General features: G+C 54.5%; 15 protein-coding genes. 7 read left to right on the top strand and 8 right to left on the bottom strand.

All coding sequences use genetic code 11. The features are described from left to right. The first annotated feature begins 42 nt into the window (after positions 1–42). Positions 43–1,665, top strand: a complete 1,623-nt coding sequence (locus ABEA92_RS20685) for a di-heme oxidoredictase family protein (protein WP_345685760.1) — start codon at positions 43–45, stop codon at positions 1,663–1,665. Positions 1,666–1,778: 113 nt separating this feature from the next. On the opposite strand, the gene pepN is transcribed toward ABEA92_RS20685, so the two are convergent. Beyond that, positions 1,779–4,406, bottom strand: coding sequence for an aminopeptidase N (gene pepN / locus ABEA92_RS20680; RefSeq protein WP_345685759.1), 2,628 nt, complete (start codon positions 4,404–4,406; stop codon positions 1,779–1,781). 463 nt (positions 4,407–4,869) lie between these two features. Here pepN and ABEA92_RS20675 point away from each other — a divergent pair, with 463 nt between their 5' ends. Further along, complete coding sequence (locus ABEA92_RS20675; protein WP_345685758.1) at positions 4,870–6,498, top strand: arylsulfatase; 1,629 nt, start codon at positions 4,870–4,872, stop codon at positions 6,496–6,498. 205 nt (positions 6,499–6,703) lie between these two features. Here ABEA92_RS20675 and ABEA92_RS20670 read toward each other — a convergent pair whose 3' ends face one another. Both ABEA92_RS20670 and ABEA92_RS20665 read right to left on the bottom strand, forming a co-directional pair. Further along, entirely contained in the window at positions 6,704–8,158 is a 1,455-nt protein-coding gene (locus tag ABEA92_RS20670; RefSeq protein WP_345685757.1) for a sulfatase family protein, read from the bottom strand. 624 nt (positions 8,159–8,782) lie between these two features. Beyond that, positions 8,783–9,625, bottom strand: a complete 843-nt coding sequence (locus tag ABEA92_RS20665) for a hypothetical protein (RefSeq protein ID WP_345685756.1) — start codon at positions 9,623–9,625, stop codon at positions 8,783–8,785. Between the two features lie 26 nt (positions 9,626–9,651). On the opposite strand from ABEA92_RS20665, the gene ABEA92_RS20660 reads away from it, so the two are divergent. Continuing rightward, the gene (locus ABEA92_RS20660) at positions 9,652–9,951 is read left to right on the top strand and encodes a hypothetical protein (protein WP_345685755.1); all 300 of its coding nucleotides are present in this window, start codon (positions 9,652–9,654) and stop codon (positions 9,949–9,951) included. A 20-nt stretch (positions 9,952–9,971) separates the two neighbouring features. On the opposite strand, the gene ABEA92_RS20655 is transcribed toward ABEA92_RS20660, so the two are convergent. Continuing rightward, positions 9,972–10,205, bottom strand: coding sequence for a hypothetical protein (locus ABEA92_RS20655; protein WP_345685754.1), 234 nt, complete (start codon positions 10,203–10,205; stop codon positions 9,972–9,974). Between the two features lie 62 nt (positions 10,206–10,267). Between ABEA92_RS20655 and ABEA92_RS20650 the strand changes: the two genes are divergently transcribed. Continuing rightward, a complete protein-coding gene (locus tag ABEA92_RS20650) occupies positions 10,268–11,440 on the top strand; it encodes a zinc-dependent alcohol dehydrogenase (protein ID WP_345685753.1) in 1,173 nt (390 codons plus the stop codon). 108 nt (positions 11,441–11,548) lie between these two features. Here the strand turns inward: ABEA92_RS20650 and ABEA92_RS20645 are convergent, their stop codons facing one another. The 4 genes from ABEA92_RS20645 to ABEA92_RS20630 form a co-directional block, all read right to left on the bottom strand. After that, positions 11,549–11,713, bottom strand: a complete 165-nt coding sequence (locus ABEA92_RS20645; protein ID WP_345685752.1) for a hypothetical protein — start codon at positions 11,711–11,713, stop codon at positions 11,549–11,551. Positions 11,714–11,800: 87 nt separating this feature from the next. Further along, positions 11,801–13,024 carry a DUF1559 family PulG-like putative transporter gene (locus tag ABEA92_RS20640; RefSeq protein WP_345685751.1) on the bottom strand — a complete coding sequence of 408 codons (1,224 nt, stop codon included), beginning with the start codon at positions 13,022–13,024 and terminating at the stop codon, positions 11,801–11,803. A gap of 616 nt (positions 13,025–13,640) precedes the next feature. Continuing rightward, positions 13,641–14,984 (bottom strand): DUF1552 domain-containing protein, encoded by a 1,344-nt coding sequence (locus ABEA92_RS20635; protein ID WP_345685750.1) that lies wholly within the window; start codon positions 14,982–14,984, stop codon positions 13,641–13,643. A 64-nt stretch (positions 14,985–15,048) separates the two neighbouring features. Continuing rightward, positions 15,049–17,088 carry a DUF1592 domain-containing protein gene (locus tag ABEA92_RS20630; protein WP_345685749.1) on the bottom strand — a complete coding sequence of 680 codons (2,040 nt, stop codon included), beginning with the start codon at positions 17,086–17,088 and terminating at the stop codon, positions 15,049–15,051. 339 nt (positions 17,089–17,427) lie between these two features. Between ABEA92_RS20630 and ABEA92_RS20625 the strand changes: the two genes are divergently transcribed. Genes ABEA92_RS20625 through ABEA92_RS20615 form a run of 3 tightly spaced genes read left to right on the top strand, consistent with a single transcriptional unit; the run spans position 17,428 to position 19,492 of the window. Beyond that, entirely contained in the window at positions 17,428–17,619 is a 192-nt protein-coding gene (locus tag ABEA92_RS20625) for a hypothetical protein (RefSeq protein WP_345686119.1), read from the top strand. After that, complete coding sequence (locus ABEA92_RS20620; protein ID WP_345685748.1) at positions 17,550–18,647, top strand: putative zinc-binding metallopeptidase; 1,098 nt, start codon at positions 17,550–17,552, stop codon at positions 18,645–18,647. Before ABEA92_RS20625 ends, ABEA92_RS20620 begins: the two co-directional genes overlap by 70 nt. Further along, complete coding sequence (locus tag ABEA92_RS20615) at positions 18,647–19,492, top strand: transglutaminase-like domain-containing protein (RefSeq protein WP_345685747.1); 846 nt, start codon at positions 18,647–18,649, stop codon at positions 19,490–19,492. The genes ABEA92_RS20620 and ABEA92_RS20615 overlap by 1 nt, the downstream gene beginning before the upstream one ends. Positions 19,493–19,787 lie beyond the last annotated feature (295 nt).

The following is a 19,787-nucleotide window of genomic DNA, read 5'->3' as shown; positions in this document are numbered from 1 at the left end:
GTGGTGGGCGGGGCGAGCGATCCTTCAAAGGGAGACGAGGCGATGCAGACGTCATACCGGAAATTTGCGACTTCATGTGTTGCAGTCGTGCTGATTGGGTTCGGGGTTCCGGGTGTCGCGGCGGCGCAGGAATCTGCGATTGAGGCACGGATTGGCTTTACCGGCCAGCAGTTGTTCGAGCACGAATGGCAACCCGCAAAGACGTCTGACACGGCGATCGCCCAGACCAAGCGAGTCGACGGAGACGGACTTGGGCCGCTGCACAATGCGACCTCGTGTGCCGCGTGCCACAAAAATGGGGGTGCCGCCGGCGTTCAACATAACATCACGCTGATCACGGTCGATCCTCGTTCGAGCGTATTGACCGATAAGAAGCACGGCGGAAAACGACTGTTCGAAGTCTTCCCAGCATTGCTCGGGCCCCGCGGCGCGGTGACCTTTAGCACCGTCGTGCACGACCGTTCGACTCGACCTGGCTATTCGTTGATTCGAGACAGGTTGGCGTCGTACGTTCCAGGCGGGATCGAAAACACGTGGTTTGATCCGAACCAGCGAACGATTGCCGCTATCGCGGCACAGCCGGTTGTTGCTGGCCGCCACGACAGCGTTGACTTTTATCTCAGCCAACTGAACTCGCCCGCCTTGTTTGGCGCCGGAGCGATCGATTCGATTGCAGTGGAACGGATCATGGCCCTTGCAAAACGGCAATCGGAAAAATCTAACGGAGCAATCACAGGGCGATTCGTTGGCAAATTCGGCTGGCGTGGCCAAGTCGGTTCTCTGAATCAATTCATTACTCAGGCCTGCGTCGGTGAATTGGGGCTGACCCCAGGCGGTGCTCGGGCATCACGAAGCGATCGCCTGGGGGCCGTGAGTCGGGACCGTTCTGTAGACGAGTCTGAACGTACGAAAATTACAATCGAATCGATGATGATGGCTTCGTTTGTCACCGCGACGCAAGCCGGCGATCCAGCCGACCTGGACTACATGAATACAGGCCGGGATATGTCGCTGGATGAAGTCAGAAAGTTAGAACGCTTTGTGAGGTCGCTTCCACGTCCGACCGAATTGCCGCAGCCCGAACACAGCTTCGATGATGTGCGTGATGGCGAGCGGTTGTTTGGCAGGATCGGCTGCATCGATTGCCACGTCGCCGACGTGCGTCCCGTTTCGGGCATCTTTAGCGACTTGTTGTTGCATGATATGGGAGCTGAGTTGCAGTCGCCGCTTTCTGCACCGCTGGGTTTTGATACCAAGGCGCAATTGATGAAATCGGTTTCGTTTGGTGAGCGTGGTCCGACAATGTCGTCGGCTCAATCGGCTTATGGGTCGGGCGAGATTGTCGCACGGATGCCCAAGCCCTACCCGATCGATGAACCCGAACAGCCGCAGTTTCCTCGCGGGGATATGCCCGAAACCGACACGATTTACTGGGACACGCTGCAGCGTGAATGGCGGACTCCGCCGCTTTGGGGTGTTGCCGACAGTGCACCCTATCTTCACGACGGACGCGCCGAAACGCTCGAAGAGGCGGTGTTGTGGCATGGTGGTGAGGCGGCCGCGGCTCGGAATCGATACTACGATCTCTCGCGAGCAGACAAAGATCGTGTGTTAGCGTTCCTGTCCTCACTGCGGGCGCCAAAACCCAGCGAACCAAGTCACTGATCCGGCGGCTAACGGCCAATTCCATCCGGGTGATGCTGGATCGATGGCGAGGGGAACGGTGGGTGAGTTTGGGAACGAGACGCCCCGTGCCACTCTAGAAGCCTTTTCCGTGTTTAAAAACGCAAGGCCCGCTGGACGATCTCGTGGACGTCTTTGCATAGCCCTGGATGTTCAGCGATCCGCTTCAGCTCGTTTTGCATTTGCGTTTGTCGTGATTCATCAAACCGGCGGTAGCTGTTGAAAGCCGCGACCAACCGGGCAGCCAACTGCGGGTTGGCCGATTCAATTTTCAAGACGTAATCGGCTAACAACTTGTAACCGGCTCCGTCGGCTTGGTGAAAACGGACCTGGTTTTGCGTGAACGCTCCGATCAGCGAGCGAACGCGGTTCGGATTATCGACGCTAAAGTCGGGATGTGTCGTCAACCGCTTGACCTGCTCGATCGTATCCTCGCGACTCGAAACCGCTTGTACGGCAAACCATTTGTCGATCACCAACGGGTCGGATTGGTATTTCTTGTAGAACGCAGCGAGTGCCTCTTCCCGAGCCGGCACATCCAAGTTTGCCAACAGCGATAATGCGGCTTGCTTGTTGGTCATGTTGTCGGCCTGATCGAATTGACCGGCAACCAAAGACACCGACTCGGATGTATCCAGTGCCGACAAATAGGCCAACACGACGTTCTTCAAACGGCGGCGATTGATTGATTGTTGATCATTCTTGTAGGCTCCGTCCGCCGCCTGATCGTTGTACAGGGCCGTCAATTCGGATTGAAAGGACTCAGCAAGTTGCTGTCGGTAGAATTGGCGAGCGGTATGCAGCGAGTCGGGATCGATCACGGCCATTTCTTGCCCCAAAACGCTTTCGCGAGGCAACGTCAACGCGAGCGCTTTGAAGGCTTCATCAACGGAGTCGTCATGAAGCACGCGCCCAAACGCGTCACGAAATTGACCTGACAACTCGAGATTTCCTCCCTCGCTGATCACGTTGGCTGCATCGATCAGCAATTTTGTCGCCAGCGTTTGGCCAGCGTCCCAACGATTGAACGAATCGGTGTCATGAGCCATTATGAACGCGAGTTCCGCTTCGCTACGCTGCATTCGCAAGCGAACCGGTGCCGAGAATCCTCGCAAGACGGAGGCGATCGGCTTTGCGGTCAGACCGCCGAACGTGAAAGACTCGGATTCCGATTGCAGCATCACAACGCCGCCGTGTTGTTCGATCTCTTCGCCACTTTCGGCATCCAACAATCCGACACGCACCGGCAAAGGCACCGGTTTTCGGTCCACGGTACCGGGATTGCCACCGGGCAGCGGTGGATAGGACTGCGTCATCGTCAGCGTGTATTCGCCCTTCGCAGCGTCCCAGGCTTCGGTGACGGTCAACTCCGGCGTTCCGGCTTGCGAGTACCAACGATCAAATAAATCGAAATTGACATCGTTGGCGTCGGCCATCGCGGCACGGAAATCGTCACACGTGACCGCCGAGTTATCGTGTCGCTCGAAATACAAGTCCATACCACGACGGAAGCCTTCGGCACCCAAGATCGTGTGGTACATGCGAATGATCTCGGCACCTTTGCGATAGACCGTTGCGGTGTAAAAATTGTCCATCGAGATATAGGATTCAGGCCGAATCGGGTGTGCCATTGGCCCGCTGTCTTCGACAAACTGGCCGGCTCGCAATCCCGACACGTCATCGATCCTTTTGACTGCAGCGGAGGTTTGATCAGCCGTGAATTGCTGGTCGCGAAAAACCGTCAAGCCTTCCTTGAGCGTCAATTGGAACCAATCGCGACAGGTGACACGATTGCCGGTCCAATTGTGAAAGTACTCGTGAGCGATCACGGCCTCGATCAACATGTAATCTTCGTCGGTCGCCGTATCAGGAAGTGCCAGCACGTATTTGGAATTAAAGACGTTCAGCCCCTTGTTTTCCATCGCGCCCATGTTGAAGTCGTTCACGGCCACGATCATGTAGATATCCAGGTCGTACTCGAGTCCGAAAACGTCCTCGTCCCACTTCATCGATTTCTGCAGCGACACCAACGCGTGTTCGCACTTGTCGATGTTTTGTGGTTCGACCCAGATTTCCAGAGCGACGTCTCGGCCGCTGCGGGTAGTGAAGGTGCCTCGGTGGCATCTCAGATTACCGGCGACGAGTGCGAACAGGTAACTCGGTTTGGGAAATGGATCTTCCCATACAACTTCATGCCGCCCGTCGTCAAGCGATCGCTGCGAAACTCGGTTGCCGTTGGACAGCATCACGGGACAAGATTGCTTGTCGCCACGGATCGTCACACGATAAGTCGTCATCACGTCGGGACGATCTAGGAAATAGGTAATCCGGCGAAAACCAACCGCTTCACACTGAGTGCAATAATTGCCAGAGGTTTGATACAGCCCTGAAAGCGATTTGTTGGTCACTGGCGAAACCAGAACCTTCGTTTCGATGACGCACGACTCGGGCAAATCCAGCAGCGTCATCCCATCGTCGCGCAGCTGATATTGCGTTTCGTCCAGCCGTTTGCCATCGACCGCCACGGATTGGAATTTCAGATTTTCACCGGCCAGATCCAGCTTGCTCGAGGATTGCTCGGGGTTGCGACGCACCGAGATGCGGGACGTTACCAAGGTTTCACGAGGATCGAGGTCGAAGTCGAGTTCGACGTTTTCGATCCAATAGGTGGGGGGCTGGTAGTCGCTGCGAAGGACTGGCTGAATCGATTGCGTGGCGGTCAACGAATTAGGCTCCGGCGATTGAGTGGTTTGCGAACGCTGTATTTGAGCCGAAATTGCGGGTGCAGGACCAGCCCCGTTGAAAAATGCCGTCGACGTGGCCGCGGGGTTGATTGTTTTGCTTGGCGGTAACCTTCTATACTGGTCCTCACGCACCCATTCGCATTCGCCAAGTTTCACCGATTCATGACCAACGACACGAAAAAAGACGAACCCAAGCCGCCGCGTCCCGCCTGCCCTGTCTGTGGCGGGACAATGATCGAGATTCGGGCTAAACTGCAATGTTCACGCTGTCACACCATCTGTGAAACCTGCTGCGAAGGCGGCCCCGGTTGAGTCGAATGACGAGCGATTGGCGGTGGTGCGCGATCGAAGTTGCCTCGTCATAGCGATTGTGATCAAAGACGATGGGATCGCGGCAGCGATGGATGTTGATCGACTCAAACTCTCGAAGTGAATACCTGCTATGAATCGTACGATTTGCACCCTGATTTCCGCGGTCGGATTTCTGTTAGCCGCTGCGTCGCCACTGCAGGCGAAACGTCCCAACATCGTGTTTATCTTGGCAGATGATTCGGGCTACAGCGACGTTGGTTGCTATGGCGGCGAGATCGCGACGCCGCATCTGGACGCACTTGCGGAAAACGGACTTCGCTTCACTCAGTTCTATAACACCGCGCGCTGCTGGCCGACACGTGCTGCGTTGATGACCGGGTTTTATGCTCAACAAGTCCACCGCGATGCGTTACCCAAACTGGGCGGTGGTGGCCGTGGCGTGCGTCAGTCGTGGGCGAAACTGATTCCCGAATATTTGAAGCCTCACGGCTATCGCAGCTACCACAGTGGCAAATGGCATATCGACGGCAAGGTGCTCGATGCGGGATTCGATCGATCCTACTGCGTCAATAACCAAGGCAACTTCTTTACCGACAAGGGCAACCTGGTCGACGATGTGCCGTTGAAAGTGCCCGCGGACGAAACGGGTTATTACACCACCACTGCGACTGCGGATCATGCGATCGAATGTTTGAAAGATCATCAAACGCATTTCGCTGAACAGCCTTTCTTTCACTACATCGCATTCATCTCGCCGCACTTTCCTCTGCACGCGTTGCCCGAGGATATTGAGCGTTACCGCGACCGTTATTTGGATGGTTGGGATGCGATGCGCGCACAACGGTTCGCAAAACAACAGCAACTCGGTTTGTTGGACACCACACTTTCCGCCTTGGAACCCGAGGTCGGTCCTCCTTACGCGTTTCCCGAAGCGATTAAAGAACTGGGGGCGGGCGAGATCGATCGTCCGATACCTTGGGATCAATTGAGCGAAGAACAAAAACGATTCCAAGCCACCAAGATGGCAATCCACGCCGCTATGGTCGATCGGATGGATCAAGAAATCGGCCGCGTGGTCGATCAGTTGCGAGCGATGGGAGAACTCGACAAGACATTGCTATTCTACGCATCGGATAACGGCGCGAGTGCAGAGATCATGATTCGAAACGGCGGTCATGATCCCCATGCCGATCCCGGTTCGGCGGCCACTTACCTGTGTCTTGGGCCTGGGTTCTCGAGTGCGTGCAACACTCCCTTTCGGCGTCACAAAACTTGGGTTCACGAGGGCGGGACCAGCACGCCGCTGATCGTGCATTGGCCGGATGGGATCGCGGATCGAGGAGAGCTAAGGCATACGCCGTCGCATGTGATCGATATCTTGCCCACGATTTTAGATGTTGCGGATGTTAAAATTCCCGATGACGAATCAACGAAGGAACGCCCCGAATTCCCCGGCAAGAGTCTTGCAGCGGCGCTGAAGGACGACGTCACCATCGAGCGAGATGCATTGTGGTGGTTACACGATGGCAATCGTGCCATTCGCAGCGGTGACTGGAAACTCGTCGCGGCTGAGGGACAACCGTGGGAACTTTACGACCTGAGGACTGATCGCGCGGAATCGAGTAATTTGATCTCGCAAATGCCAGAGCAAGCCCAGGCATTGGAAGCTCAGTGGAATGCCTTGCTTGATCAGTTCAGCGAGCTAGCGAAAAAGACGTCGGACGAGCAAAGTGCGAAAAAGCGAAACGCCAAGCGTTAAAAAGCGACGAGGACCGATCGGTTTTCGCTCGCCCTGCACATGGAAATTCATCGGATGGTGTATCTAGCGGTGCGGCGTGGGGCCCGCCCGGTTGAAATCGAACGTTTTTCACGCTGCAACCGGACGGCTTGCGCCGTACCGCACCCAAAGTCGACGGCACTTGACGCTCGCCATGCGGCGTCAAGTGCCGCGATTGACCAGCGGCTTATTTCGATGCGGCAACCTGTTTTCGCCATACCGGTCGTGCGTTTGCGGTGATTTCGTCATCGACCTTGTGCATGCGTTTCTTCAGCCTGGCGATGATCTCGGGGTGGCTGTCCTTCACGTTTTTCTGTTCGCCAATGTCGTCGGCCAAATTAAACAGAAACACCTGTGGCTCGGACGAAACGTTTTTTGGGTTGTTTCGTTTGCGTGGCGCTTTTTCGAGGTATTTCCAATCGCCCTTGCGGATGCCTTGCAAATCACCATGTGAAGAATAGAAAAGCAATTCATCGCGTGGCGATGTGTCGCTGGTAAAGGTCGACGAGATATCAAATCCGTCGATCGTATTGCCCGACTCGGGAAGCGGGGTGCCAGTAAGTGCCGCAATCGTCGGCAGCAAATCCAAAGTCGATGTGAATGCGTCGGTGGACGTGCCCGCTGGAATGCGGCCAGGTCCCCACATCACACACGGCACCCGTTGGCCACCTTCGAACGTCGTTCCTTTGCCTTCACGCAAGGGGCCTGCACTGCCGCCGTGATTCTTGAATTGCAACCACGGTCCGTTATCACTCGTGTAGATGATGTAAGTCTCCTTGGCCAGATCCAGTTCACGCACCGTGTCGGCGATGCGGCCGACTTCGGCATCGATGTGTTCAATCACACACTTGTAAGCGTTAGCGGGATTCGGATCGTACGCATCCTCAGGCACATAAAGCGGAATGTGCGGCATCGAATGCGGCAGGTACAAAAAGAAGGGCTTCTCTTTGTTCTCAGTGATGAACTCGATCGCTCGGTCGGTGTACCGCCGCGTAATGGTGCGTTGGTCAACGGGAACTTCGATGATCTCTTCGTTTTGAACCAGCGGCGTCTTCCACATCGTGATGGCACTGGCTTGATCCTTCCAAAGTGTGTCCGATGGCAACCGCGGTTTTCCCTTGTTGTCGGGATGATTCATGTCATTGGAATAGGGGATGCCAAAATAGGAATCAAATCCGTTCGCACGAGGCAGCGTTTCGGGGTGATGCCCCAGGTGCCATTTGCCAACGCACGCGGTCGCATAACCTTGACTGCCCAAATGATCCGCGATCGTGTATTCGTCTGGATTCAACCCATGGTTGCTTTGCGGAAACAACACATGCTGGTGCAATCCAACACGTTTTGGATAGCTGCCGGTCAATAGTGCGGCACGCGATGGTGAACAGACCGAGCAAGCGGTATAGAAGCTCTTGTAGGTGCGGCCCTCGGCTGCCAAGCGGTCAATGTTTGGCGTTTTGATTGTCTCGGAACCAAAGCAACCAAGATCGCCGTAGCCTTGATCATCGGTGAAGATGATGATGAAGTTGGGCTGTTCGGAGGCATCGGCATGGCGGGGGCAGTACGCAAGCAGTGCGGTCAGTACAAGCAATGCCAAGTTGACGCGAGACAAGAAGAATAGAGGCACAAAGGTATTTTGTTTCATGGGAACGTATCGAGGGCAAGATCGCCAAAATGGGGAGGGGGGAGGGACTAAACGCCGAAGGGCTAGTTTAGCTGAAAATTTTGCTCATTGCACAATCGCCCTCGCCACACCAGCGGAAATTCGCGGACCGGTTGCCCAATGCAGTCTCCTTCGGGGAGCGGCACGCCGCGAGCCGTCCGGTCGGAGCGAGAAGAAAACTACGATTTCCGCCGGACGATGCCGCCGTGTCCTGCCGACCGACGAAGGCGACTGTTGAAATAGTAGCAAGCGAGTAGGCCGGAGGCCGAAACATTACTTGCCGTTGGCGTGAGCCAACGGTTTAGAGGCGACTGATCGTCGTAAGGCCGGAGGCCGACACACTGACAGCACCGGCCGAGGGTGTGTCGGCCCGCGGCCTATAATCAGTGCAAATAAATCAGCAGTTATGGAATTCAGGTGAGGGGGCGACCACGCAATCGACCGCACCTCTCCGATGCAATGACGCTGTCGTTAACGAGTGAGACGCTCGGTCAGCTTGGTGAAGTAGCGATCGGACGCAACGCTACAAAAGCTAACCTAGTTTTGGGCGAAAGCAGATCGCACTGCGAAACCGACGATGACCGCAACCTTTGATCGGGCAAGAAGTTATTTCTTGATTGCCACGAGTCCCTGTTTTTCATCGGGGCGTGCTAAGTGCAGCGTTCCCATGCAGCGTCCGTTCGCGGTTTTCGGGCCGAGGGCGTACAGCATCTGGTTCGGCGCGATTCCGACAATCCCCAGGCTGCAATTGAAATGGTAACGTCCAATCATGTTGAAATCGGCATCGGTCTTCAACAGCGTATATGGTGCCCCGTAGCAACCAAACCACCACGCACCCTCGTGAAATGTCGCGGTTTGAATCCCAAGCTGAGTCCACTTGCTATCGATCACATGCTTTTGGACAAACTGAAAATCGGCGTCGTATTCATAGACATAATTCTCTTGCACGCCGTCGGGCAGTCCTCCGACCACGAAGAAATGATCTTCGGCAATTCCAACTCCGCCCGCGCCATGGAAGACCTCTTGGACTTCATGCTTCGAGACTAAGTCAAGCGAATCGGCGTCGTAAACATAGACCCACGAATCAGCATTGCCTTGAGGATGATTGAATTGGCCAAGGTTCACCGCGACGTAAACGCGGCCATTGTCAAAACAGAGGTCTCCGTGATGGTTAGGGACCGCGACCTGTTTTAGAACGTTTCCATCGCGATCGGTTTTCACCAGTTGTGTTGTGAATGACCAATAGATGGCGTCCTGGCGATTCGTGCAGACGCCTTGCAGATGATGGGCGTAATCGCCATCGCATTTCACTTCGCTAAATGGCGTTTGCTGCGAACTTGGGTCGCTACCGCTGACAACGCTGTTGCCGATCGCAACCGCGGTGCAGAACAAGGTGATGAGCTGACGAGACAGACGAGAGAGATTCGTGGGGGAAAAAGTGGCAGGCATGTTGGATTGAATCGGTGAGAGTCGAAATGCGGGCATTCAATGTGCAGATGATCGATCATTCGGTCACCTGTTTTAGACGAAGTGTAGCGAATGAGATTTGCAGCGGCGAGTTGCAACGTCGGCTAAAGGGGCGAGCGGACCGCAAACATCGCTTCCTATCCGGCCCCCCCACGTCCGCGATGTCGACGACATGGCAACAAAACACTGCTGAACAAACACCAGAAAACGGCGGCTTTTACGGCGGATTCTCCGCAGTGGACAATCGTTGTCAAGCCAAACGCAGCAATGCGGTTCGTAATGAGCGATCGCATGCACTGAGCGGATGAAGATTGGATCAAATTTGCCATCACTTGACTTCATATTGACGCCCGCTGTTTTCGAAGCGATCTGATCGCACAGCGACCACGATGAACGAGCGTGTTCCAGTGCGGTGACGTTTGGCATCGGCGATGCGGTCTGATGGCCCGGTTCCATTGGGCAATTCACAAATGGAATGGACTTTGCGTTGCTCGGGATCGAGGTGGTGACGCTCGACGAGTCCCGGCCGACGGGGAAGCACACGACGGCACCGCGGAATCATTTGTAGTTCAACAATTAAACGCTCGCGAGATTCCCAATCGCGGTGCCACGGGGAGAAATAAAATGAAAGCGCTTTGCTGGCACGGACGACATGATGTTCGTGTAGACAATGTGGATGATCCGAAAATCGAAGATCCTCGCGACGTGATTGTGAAGATCACATCATCTGGGATCTGTGGCAGCGACCTGCACTTGTACAACGGCTACATGCCGACCATGAAAGCGGGGGACATCATCGGCCACGAGCCGATGGGAGAGATTGTGGAACTGGGCAACGCGATTACCAAATTTAAAAAAGGAGATCGTGTGGTAGTTCCCTTCACGATCTCGTGTGGCTCCTGTTTTTTCTGCCAACGTAACTTGTATTCGTTGTGTGACGAATCGAACCCCAACGCGGCACAGGCCGCCGAAGTCTTGGGGCAATCCCCCGCCGGCTTGTTTGGTTTCTCGCATATGTTAGGCGGGTTTGCCGGCGGGCAAGCCGAATACTTGCGAGTCCCCTATGCGGACGTCGGACCGATCAAAGTCCCTGAAGGGATCGACGATGATCAGGTCGTGTTTCTGTCGGACATTTTTCCCACCGGATACATGGCCGCGGAAAACTGCGGTATCGAACCGGGTGACACGGTCGCCGTGTGGGGCTGTGGTCCGGTCGCCCAATTTGCGATCCAGAGTGCATGGATGTTGGGTGCCGGCCGTGTGATCGCGATTGACCGTGTGCCCGAACGATTGGAACTAGCGAAATCAAAAGGACGCGCCGAAGTCATTCATTTTGAAAAAGAAAATGTCTACGAAAAGCTGATGGAGATGACATCGGGACGAGGTCCGGATCGCTGTATCGACGCAGTCGGCGCGGAGTCGCATGCCGCCGGCAGTGTCCGGGAAACGGTGGATGATCTCCGCGAAGCCGCGCACGTTCCGGCGAATCACCCTTACTCGCTGGCCGAAGCGATCAAGTGTTGTCGCAAGGGAGGGACCGTGTCGGTGCCGGGGGTTTATACCGACAATTTGAACGGCATGCCGATGAGCGCGGTGATGAACAAAGCGCTGACCATCAAGAGCGGTCAAACGCATATGCAGCATTACATGGAACCGCTGCTGAAGCGAATTATTGACGACGGTTTTGATCCGTCGTTCATCATCACGCATCGAGCAAAACTCGAAGATGCACCCGACCTGTACAAAACGTTCGAAGCCCGCGAAGACGGCTGCATCAAAGTGGTGCTAAAGCCGTAGATTCACCGCAACAAAAAAGCCCATGGTCCGGCGGAAGCATCCGCTGCACCATGGGCAAGTGATGAAATCGAGCGATGTCCAAGTAATAATCCAAAGAGGACTGGGAAATTAGTTGGACTCTTCCACAGGTGTCGCAGGAGGCGCTGGGTTATCTTTGACCCATTGCGTCAGTTCATCTTGCTCAGCCATGGGGGCCGTGGCGTTGCTGTCGCCGCATCCGACGAGCAGTGCGACAGCCATTGCAGGTACAGCAAACTTAAATAATCGATTCATTTAGATCCTCTGAAAATGATGGGTCGCAGTCAGTACAGCGACTTTGGCTGCAACCAGGTTTATGTGAAATGTGCGTCGACACGATTCCTATTCGAGTGTCGAGTCGGTTTCTTTCCCAGCTCGAGTTCCGAGCGCGCCCCAAAGTCCAAAGGGGCTCTTGTTTCCGGGCAGCAGATAAGGTGCAGCGGTACCTACGTGAGCGCTCGTCTGGTCGCCGGCCTCAATCGAATCGGTCACAAATTTCACCGCTCCGTCCCCCATCAAAACATGAACGCCGCCTTGATGCCGACTGCTTGGTGGGTATAAGCCGTTGTTAAAGTTGTTGCGATCGACGCAAACAAGACTATTGGGCGGATTAATGGTTGTGACATTACCCCAGATACCTCGCTGCATTGCCCACTTGTATCCGCGACGTTGCTCGGGCTCGGTGCCTCCTCCTTCATGAAGCGCAGGGACAAACGTGCTCGCCCAAAAACTTGGACGAAGAGGATCGACGTACTGGTCACAGGATTGGATGCCACCTGCCACGCTTACGTTATCAAGACTCGATCTCGCCCCCCGCGTGCGTACGTCGCTGTCTCCAAGGTCGGTAGCAATTTCTGCAGCACAGATTGTGTTGGATAATCCGTCAAGCACATCGGTGAAGGAACTTGTGTTTCGCGGGATAAAGAAGCCCCGACTCGATGCGTTCTTTGAGATCGCGCCCGAGGTGGACTGCGAACCATTATCCGAGACACCGCCATTCAACTGCAGGGCCGAGTCGCCGACTGCACAGGCATAGTTGGTTCGCCCTTGCGACGGTAACCCTTTGCCAGGATCACTTGGACAACGAAGACCGGGAATCTCTGTCAGCCAAGGCTCGTATCGAGTGGCAGCGTGGTGATCCAGCGAGCGGCGTGGATTGGGGCCCATCGGCGGAAACTGCGCACCCGATACCGGGTCTTTGTAGGGATTGCTGATCTGTTCCCACAACGCTTGTTGCTCCATAAATGGTGTAAGCCCAACCAACCAACTGACTTCGAGCCGACTGCTTGACATCGGAGCATTTGCCACCGTGTGCCCCTCGGGAACACCGGCTAAGCTTGGAGTGCCCGTTCCATGCTTTGGAATCAGGTTGTATGCCGCATGGTAATTGTGAACGGCAAGCCCGATTTGCTTGAAGTTGTTGCTGCAACTCATTCGCCGAGCGGCTTCGCGAGCCGCTTGGACTGCCGGCAGCAATAGTCCAACCAAGACGCCAATGATCGCGATTACTACCAAAAGCTCCACCAAGGTGAAGCCTCGCTGCCGAGATTCAATTCGGATGCGCATAAGGAAAACTCCTAAACGATTTGGGGAGAAAAAATAGACGACCTACCGAAGGGTAGAGCGTTGAAACGTAAGATTGAAAACAATCGCCCCGAAAGATTCGCTTCTGTCGTCTTAGGAGTTTCAGTTCGCGAGCCAAACGCCCGAGTCTCGACTCTTGGAAAAATCCAAGGTCTTTGATCATGGATGTGTTGAAAAAGCCCAGCCAGCGCGTTCATCTGATGTAACGGTGCCTAAACTTACTCTATGGACTATAGAAGGTTCCATAGACTAACAGGAATGCCATCCCGTTGACAACTAAAGGCGATGCAAAAAATCGTAGAAAGTGTATTCTTTTGCTTGTGTGCACAGCCGTTGAGCTGCGATCGTATCGCCAAACCCCAATGGAATACGCTCGATTTAAAGCCGCCATTTCAGGCTGCCTGCGACGTGGTTGCCTCAGCTTGCTGAGCGGGCATCCCGGGGTTTCTCAGGCGATTTGCCATTTTGACAAAACGAGGTGAGGCATTTCGATGCCGCAGGCGTCACTTTCAGGGCGTTTTGCTCGCTGGTATGGCATTCGGTTCGACAATCGTACGGGGACCCCGGAGCAGGGGACCTTGGAGCAGGGGACTCTGGATCAACTGAGCAATTCGGCCAAGGGGCCGGTGCTGTCGCCGAACGATTCGACTTCGACGCCGTTCGCGTCCAGCATCGAATGATAGAGGTTGCACAGCGGCATGTCTTTGTAAGCAATGTGACGCCCGCTTTGGATTTTGCCACCACCGCGACCGGCAACCAAGATTGGCAAATTATCGGGATCATGGCGGTTGCCATCGGAAATGCTCGATCCGAACATGATCATTGAATTGTCCAGCAGTGTTGATTCGCCTTCTTGAATGCCTTTCATTTTCTTCAGCAACGTTGCGAACTGCTCGACGTGCCAACGGTTGATTTGTTGGTACTGGTCGATCTTGGCATCCTTGTTCTCGTGATGACTCATTTCATGATGCCCACCTTTGACGCCATCAAGAAACGAGAAGTTGCGTCCCGAGACGTCATTGGCAAACATAAACGATGCGACTCGCGTGGAATCCGTTTGAAATGCCAAAACCATCAAATCCAACATCACGTCAATGTGTTCCCGAAAATCATTGGGAACCCCGGGACGTCGGCGGGCAATCTCCGCGGGATCGATACTCGGTTCCCATTCGCGGGCTTGCCCCCGAGTGGCAAATTCAATGCGTCGCTCGACCGCACGGACGGCTTCGAGATATTCATCCATTTTGAATTGATCATCGCGGCCCAACCGTCCGCGGACGCGTTTGGCATCGTCGAGTACGTAATCCAGCAAATTCTGGTACGACTCGGCCTCCGATTGCGACGTGTTTGCGTCGCGACCAAACAAACGGTCATAGACGATCCGCGGATTCATCTCTTTCGCCACTGGCCGATTGGGGGTTTCCCACGAGATGTACGAGCCATACAGACGGGTATAGCCGACGTTACTGTCGATTCCTGAGATCACCGGTTCGGTTGCCAATTCGAGCGAGGTGATCGGCGTCTTGCCTTTGAATTGCTTGGCGATCAATTGGTCTACCGAGATACCGCCGCTGCTGATGTCCTTGCTGGTGGTCTTGGTGACCGGCATTCCGGTCAAGAAATTCGCGGTCTTTGCGTAGTGACCGTCACCACCATGGCTGTTCTTTTTATCAAGTCCACTTAGCACCAACACATCGCTGCGAACATCCGCAAGTGGTTCGAGCGACGGCGTTAACGTGTAGTCGCTGCCCTCCGTCTCGGGCACCCAAGCCTTCTCCCAAACCCCGTTAGGAAAATACAAAAATGCAGTTCGCAGCGGCGCGTTGCCACCGGTGGCGTCCGAAGCAGCACGAACCGAAGATGGCAATGCCGAATGCATCCACGGAAGTGCTAATGAAACGCCCATGCCTTTGAGAAAACGGCGGCGTGTGGCGTTGTTCATCCGAGCTTTTGTGGGGGGCTGCGTGTTCATTGCCATCCAATTGCGTTGTCAGTTTAGGTTGCGGTTAGTTTGCGTCGACCGAGGCTTTGAAGAAACGATGTTGAAATGGGTAGCTCAAACAAATCGTTTCAATCAAAATCGCGGCGTGGTCATCGTGGGCTTTCAGCTGGTCGATACATTCACGAACCACGCAGTCGTCAAATTTGTTAAGCGATCGCCCCAAGGCGAATCCGAGCAGCTTCTTCACGAAGTGTTTGCGGAACTCGTCGGCACGTTTTGCCACCAACGACTTCAGTTCCGCCGGACCACTAAACGTCTGTCCCGACGGCAAGCGGCCGCTGGCGTCAATCGGGCTTTCCCCATCCTTCGTACGCCATCGTCCGAGTGCATCAAAGTTTTCAAGTCCAAAGCCAAGCGGGTCCATCCGGTTGTGACACGAGGCACAGGCTGGGTTTTTGCGGTGCAGTTCGAGCTGTTCTCGAAGCGTGGCGTGCTCGCCTTCGTTGTCGGCTTCTTCCAGAGGCGGTACGCCGGGAGGCGGCGGTGGCACCGGAGAACCGATCACTTCGCTCAGAATCCACTGGCCTCGCAACACCGGACTGGTGCGACGCGAGTGCGATGTTTTGACTAACACCGCGCCGAGCGTCATCACGCCGCCGCGACGACCGTCGTCGACTTTGATTCGTGTCCACGCGGCTGCGTCATCGGATTTCGATTTGGCGAAATCTTCTGCGGCTACGGTCAATCCGTAATGCTCAGCAAGCCGTTGATTGATGATCACATGATTGCCATCGATCAAATCCAATAGCCGCCGATCTTGTCGGAAAGTATCGCTGACAAACAACGTCGCTTCGAGTTGCATGTCGGCAAGCAGCGCGTTGTCGAAATCGGGAAAGATCTCTTGATCGGGCGTTTTTGATTTTAGATCGGTCAGGCCCAACCACTGCAGTCCGAAATTCTCGCCAAGCCGGTTGGACCGTTCATCGGCCAACATCCGGGCCACTTGGCTTTTGACCACGTCGTCGTGAAGGATCTCGCCCGAATCGGCAAGCTGCGACAACTCGTCGTCAGGAATGGACGACCAAAGGAATAACGACAATCGCATTGCCAATTCATGAGCCGTCAAACGTTGGACACCTCCTTCGGGTGATTCTTTTTCGACGACGAACAGGAAATTCGGCGACAACAAGATTGCCTTGAGTGGTTGTGAGACCGCGGCGACAAGGGACGTATCATGGGATTTTGCTCGCTCGACCGCCGCATCATACAACGTCATTAAACGTTGGATTTCCTCGCTGCTGATTGGCCGCCGCCACGCTCGGCGAGCAAACCGACGAACGATTTCTTGAGTGGATTTTCGAGCCGACGTTGCGTCAGCTGTATCGGGCTTTTCGCCGATTTGGTCGGTGGAAAGCCACTGATGTGACGCCCAGTCGGCAGCATGCAAATAGCTTTCCAGATGAATTGGGGACAAGAACAGCGAATCACCATTAGTGTCAAAGCCTTCGCCACCACTGCCATCGGACGGCAGACTGATCGAATCCGGCAGCGGAGCACCGACGAGATCTTCAATCGCATAACAATATTCGCTACGCGTCAATCGCCGTGACATCACGTTGCCGCGGTACCATTTCTGAGTCGCCTCGGACGCCAATTCATCGCACAGTTTTTGTTTAGGCCGAGCATCGAACCAGGCAAGGATCGATTGCTTTTGCTCGGCAGTGAATGGTTCACTGTCTTCGGGCGGCATCTCGCCCAACTCAATTCGCTTGACGATCCGTTCAAACGAATCGCGATGCTTGATCGCCATCGCACCGTCGGTGAATTGGGCGATGTTAAACTCGCCTTCCGCGTCCTTTTCGCCATGGCAATCCAAGCAGTGAGATTTCATCAGTGGCAGAATGGTCGCTTCGTAAGCCTGACTCCAATCCGCTTCGGATTGTTCCGCCGCGACCGACGTCGTTATCAAACAGAGCAAGACCAAGAAACATTGGCAACGAGCGGGATAAAACGCCGCTCGGCTCGATTTCGCGGAGCGAACCGCCGCGGCGACGCGTCGTGCTGACTTGCACTGATTCGGTGAAGTTGGCGTGGACCGAGCCATCGTAGGATCGCACCAGTGGATTATCGGAGGGAGGGAGAGGAGAGCGTTCGAAGGATCGATACACTCGGCGGGGTGTTGCATTGTAATCGGTTTGTCACGCCAGCAACACGTCACTTCAAAAGCACCGCTAAGACTGGGGGGGATGATCCGATCGCGTTGGCGGGCACCAGATTTTAGGCAACGGAGATTAAAACCCAAATCGATTTATTAAGGCGATCGATTGTTTTGCCTCGTTTCTCACCGGGTTGGCGCAGTCTTTGCTCTTCGGATCTTTGCTTTTTCGTTCGACGATCGAAATTGCTTACACCAGGATTCCAAACAATTCGTGTGATCCACTGAATGGCAAAACCCAAGTCTAAAATGGCAATTATTACTGCGGATGCCCTGTTGCTCGCGGCTATCCGTAACATCGCTGTCTCGGCCGGCTTTGTTCCGTTCGGCCTTTGGGGTGGCGATTTCACATGGGGTGGTCGCGAATTAACCATGTTGCTCGGCGACATAGCGGGTCATTCCGATGCGGTGCGATCGTGAAAACAGGCAAGTGTCGCTGTGGAAGTCGTATTTTTTTCAACAATCATCGTTGCCTTTCCTGTCATGCGCCGCTTGGACGTTGTACAGCGTGTGGTTCGCTGACTAGTTTTTTGGAAGATAAACCGTCTTGGATTTGCGATTCGTGTCATTGCGTGGTGCATGCCTGCACGAACCAATCGCACGGCGTTTGTCATTCGTTCAATCGACTAGCCAACACACTCTGTCGCTTTTGCGAATTCACAAGTGTGATTCCACCGCTAAATCAACCTGAAAGTGTGCATCGTTGGGCGACGATGGAATCGGCGAAACGTCGATTGCTGTTGCAGCTCGAAGAACTCAACTTGCCGCCTTTCATCGACGGGGTGCAGCAATCGCATCCATTGAGCTTCGAGTTCCTTGAAAATTCGATCGATATTCAAGGGCAAGCAACGAAGGTCACCACCGGACATGAGAACGGATTGATCACGATCAACTTAGCGGAAGCAGACAGTGTCCATCGCGAGCGACTGCGAGTTGAACTGGGCGAGCCTCACCGTACCCTAATCGGGCACATGCGACATGAGATCGGGCACTACATCGATTGGTCGTGGGCATCGCGTGTGGCCTATGAGCGATACCAGCAACTTTTTGGTGATCCTGGAGCGATCGATTATAGCGAAGCGATGAAAAGGCACTACAACCAAGGCCCGCCATCGAATTGGGCCAACAGCTTTGTCAGTGCCTATGCTACGATGCACCCATGGGAAGATTTTGCCGAAACAGTAAACGCCTACCTCGACATCATGGCCATCGCGACCACCGCGATGGAACTTGGACGTTGTGAATTTGATCTATCGGCCGACGCGAATGCAGAGGAGCTCGTTTTGTCCGTGCTGGAGATCGTCATCGAAGTGAACGAATACAATTTCGATCTGGGGCTGAAGTCGTTGCTTCCAGAACGAATTCCCCCTGCTGTTTTAGACAAACTAGCTTACGTCCACGCATTGCGTAACAGGAAACTTTCCCCCACTCTTCAACCACAGACTTAATGATGAACCAGATCCTTGTTGGCAGCCGAATCAATTACACGGTCAATTCGCCCACTACTTTCCTTCTGAACATCTCCGTCGCACAGAACGAGCATCAGTCGACGACGAATGAGTCGATCGAAATTTACCCCTATCACAAAGTGGAGGAGTGCGCCGTTGGACCGCTCGGCAATCGTTTGCTGCGGATGACGGCTGACCCAGGTGAACTGACGATTCAGTATCAGGCCACCGTCGAGCTTCGTGCAAGCGAAGTCGATTCGACTGATTTGTGCGAGGTTGATTACGAGAATCTTCCCGCCGACGTGCTGAGCTTCCTCAATCCGAGCCGCTACTGTGAATCCGATAAGTTATATCGTTTTGCTGGAGAAGAGTTTGGCCAGCTGGTTCCTGGTTACTCGCGAGTGACCGCAATTTGCAACTGGACTTACGAGCATTTGACCTACACGCCTGGCAGCACTGGCCCGACAACCACTGCCTGTGACGTGTTGTTACAACGAACCGGTGTGTGCCGCGACTATGCCCATGTCGCCATCAGTCTCTGTCGTGCGATGGGAATCCCGGCTCGTTACGTTTCTGGGTACGCCGTCAAATTGCAACCGCCAGACTTTCACGGATTCTTTGAAGCCTACCTCAGTGGAGAATGGTTTCTGTTCGACGCGACCAGACTTGCCCCAGTCGGGGGCTTTGTTCGCATCGGCACGGGCCGCGACGCCGCCGATGTTGCTTTTGCGACACTTCGCGGAGACGCCCAGAGCACGGGAATGGAAGTGTGGGCGAACGGTCAAGACGCGAACGACCACTTGTTGGACCCCGAGAACGTTGTAACCGCAGTTAGCTCGGCCTAACTTAAATTCTCGGCCTAGCCCAGATCTTGAATTTTCCGATGCGTAAATGGTTAAAGTTGCGCTATCTAATACAAACACGTGGCGTAGGCCAGTGAATGGCTGGCTTCTGGTTCGGCTTGCTCTGGCCGCAGCCAAGCCACGAACGCACTCTCTTGCGATTCGTGCTCGTATTTCGTTGGCAAAATTGTCCGTGAGTGCCAAATAACGCAAGTTTAAAACCAACGCATTGGCTCGCGATTATTGTCGGCAGCATCGTAAGTCTGGCCAACATTTAGGTTCGGGTTTCGTATAGTCT

The organism is Novipirellula caenicola (assembly GCF_039545035.1).
In the GTDB taxonomy this organism is placed as follows: Bacteria; Planctomycetota; Planctomycetia; order Pirellulales; family Pirellulaceae; genus Novipirellula; species Novipirellula caenicola.
Note: the sequence above shows the minus strand (reverse complement) of the source record. Positions and strands in the feature narration are given on the sequence as shown.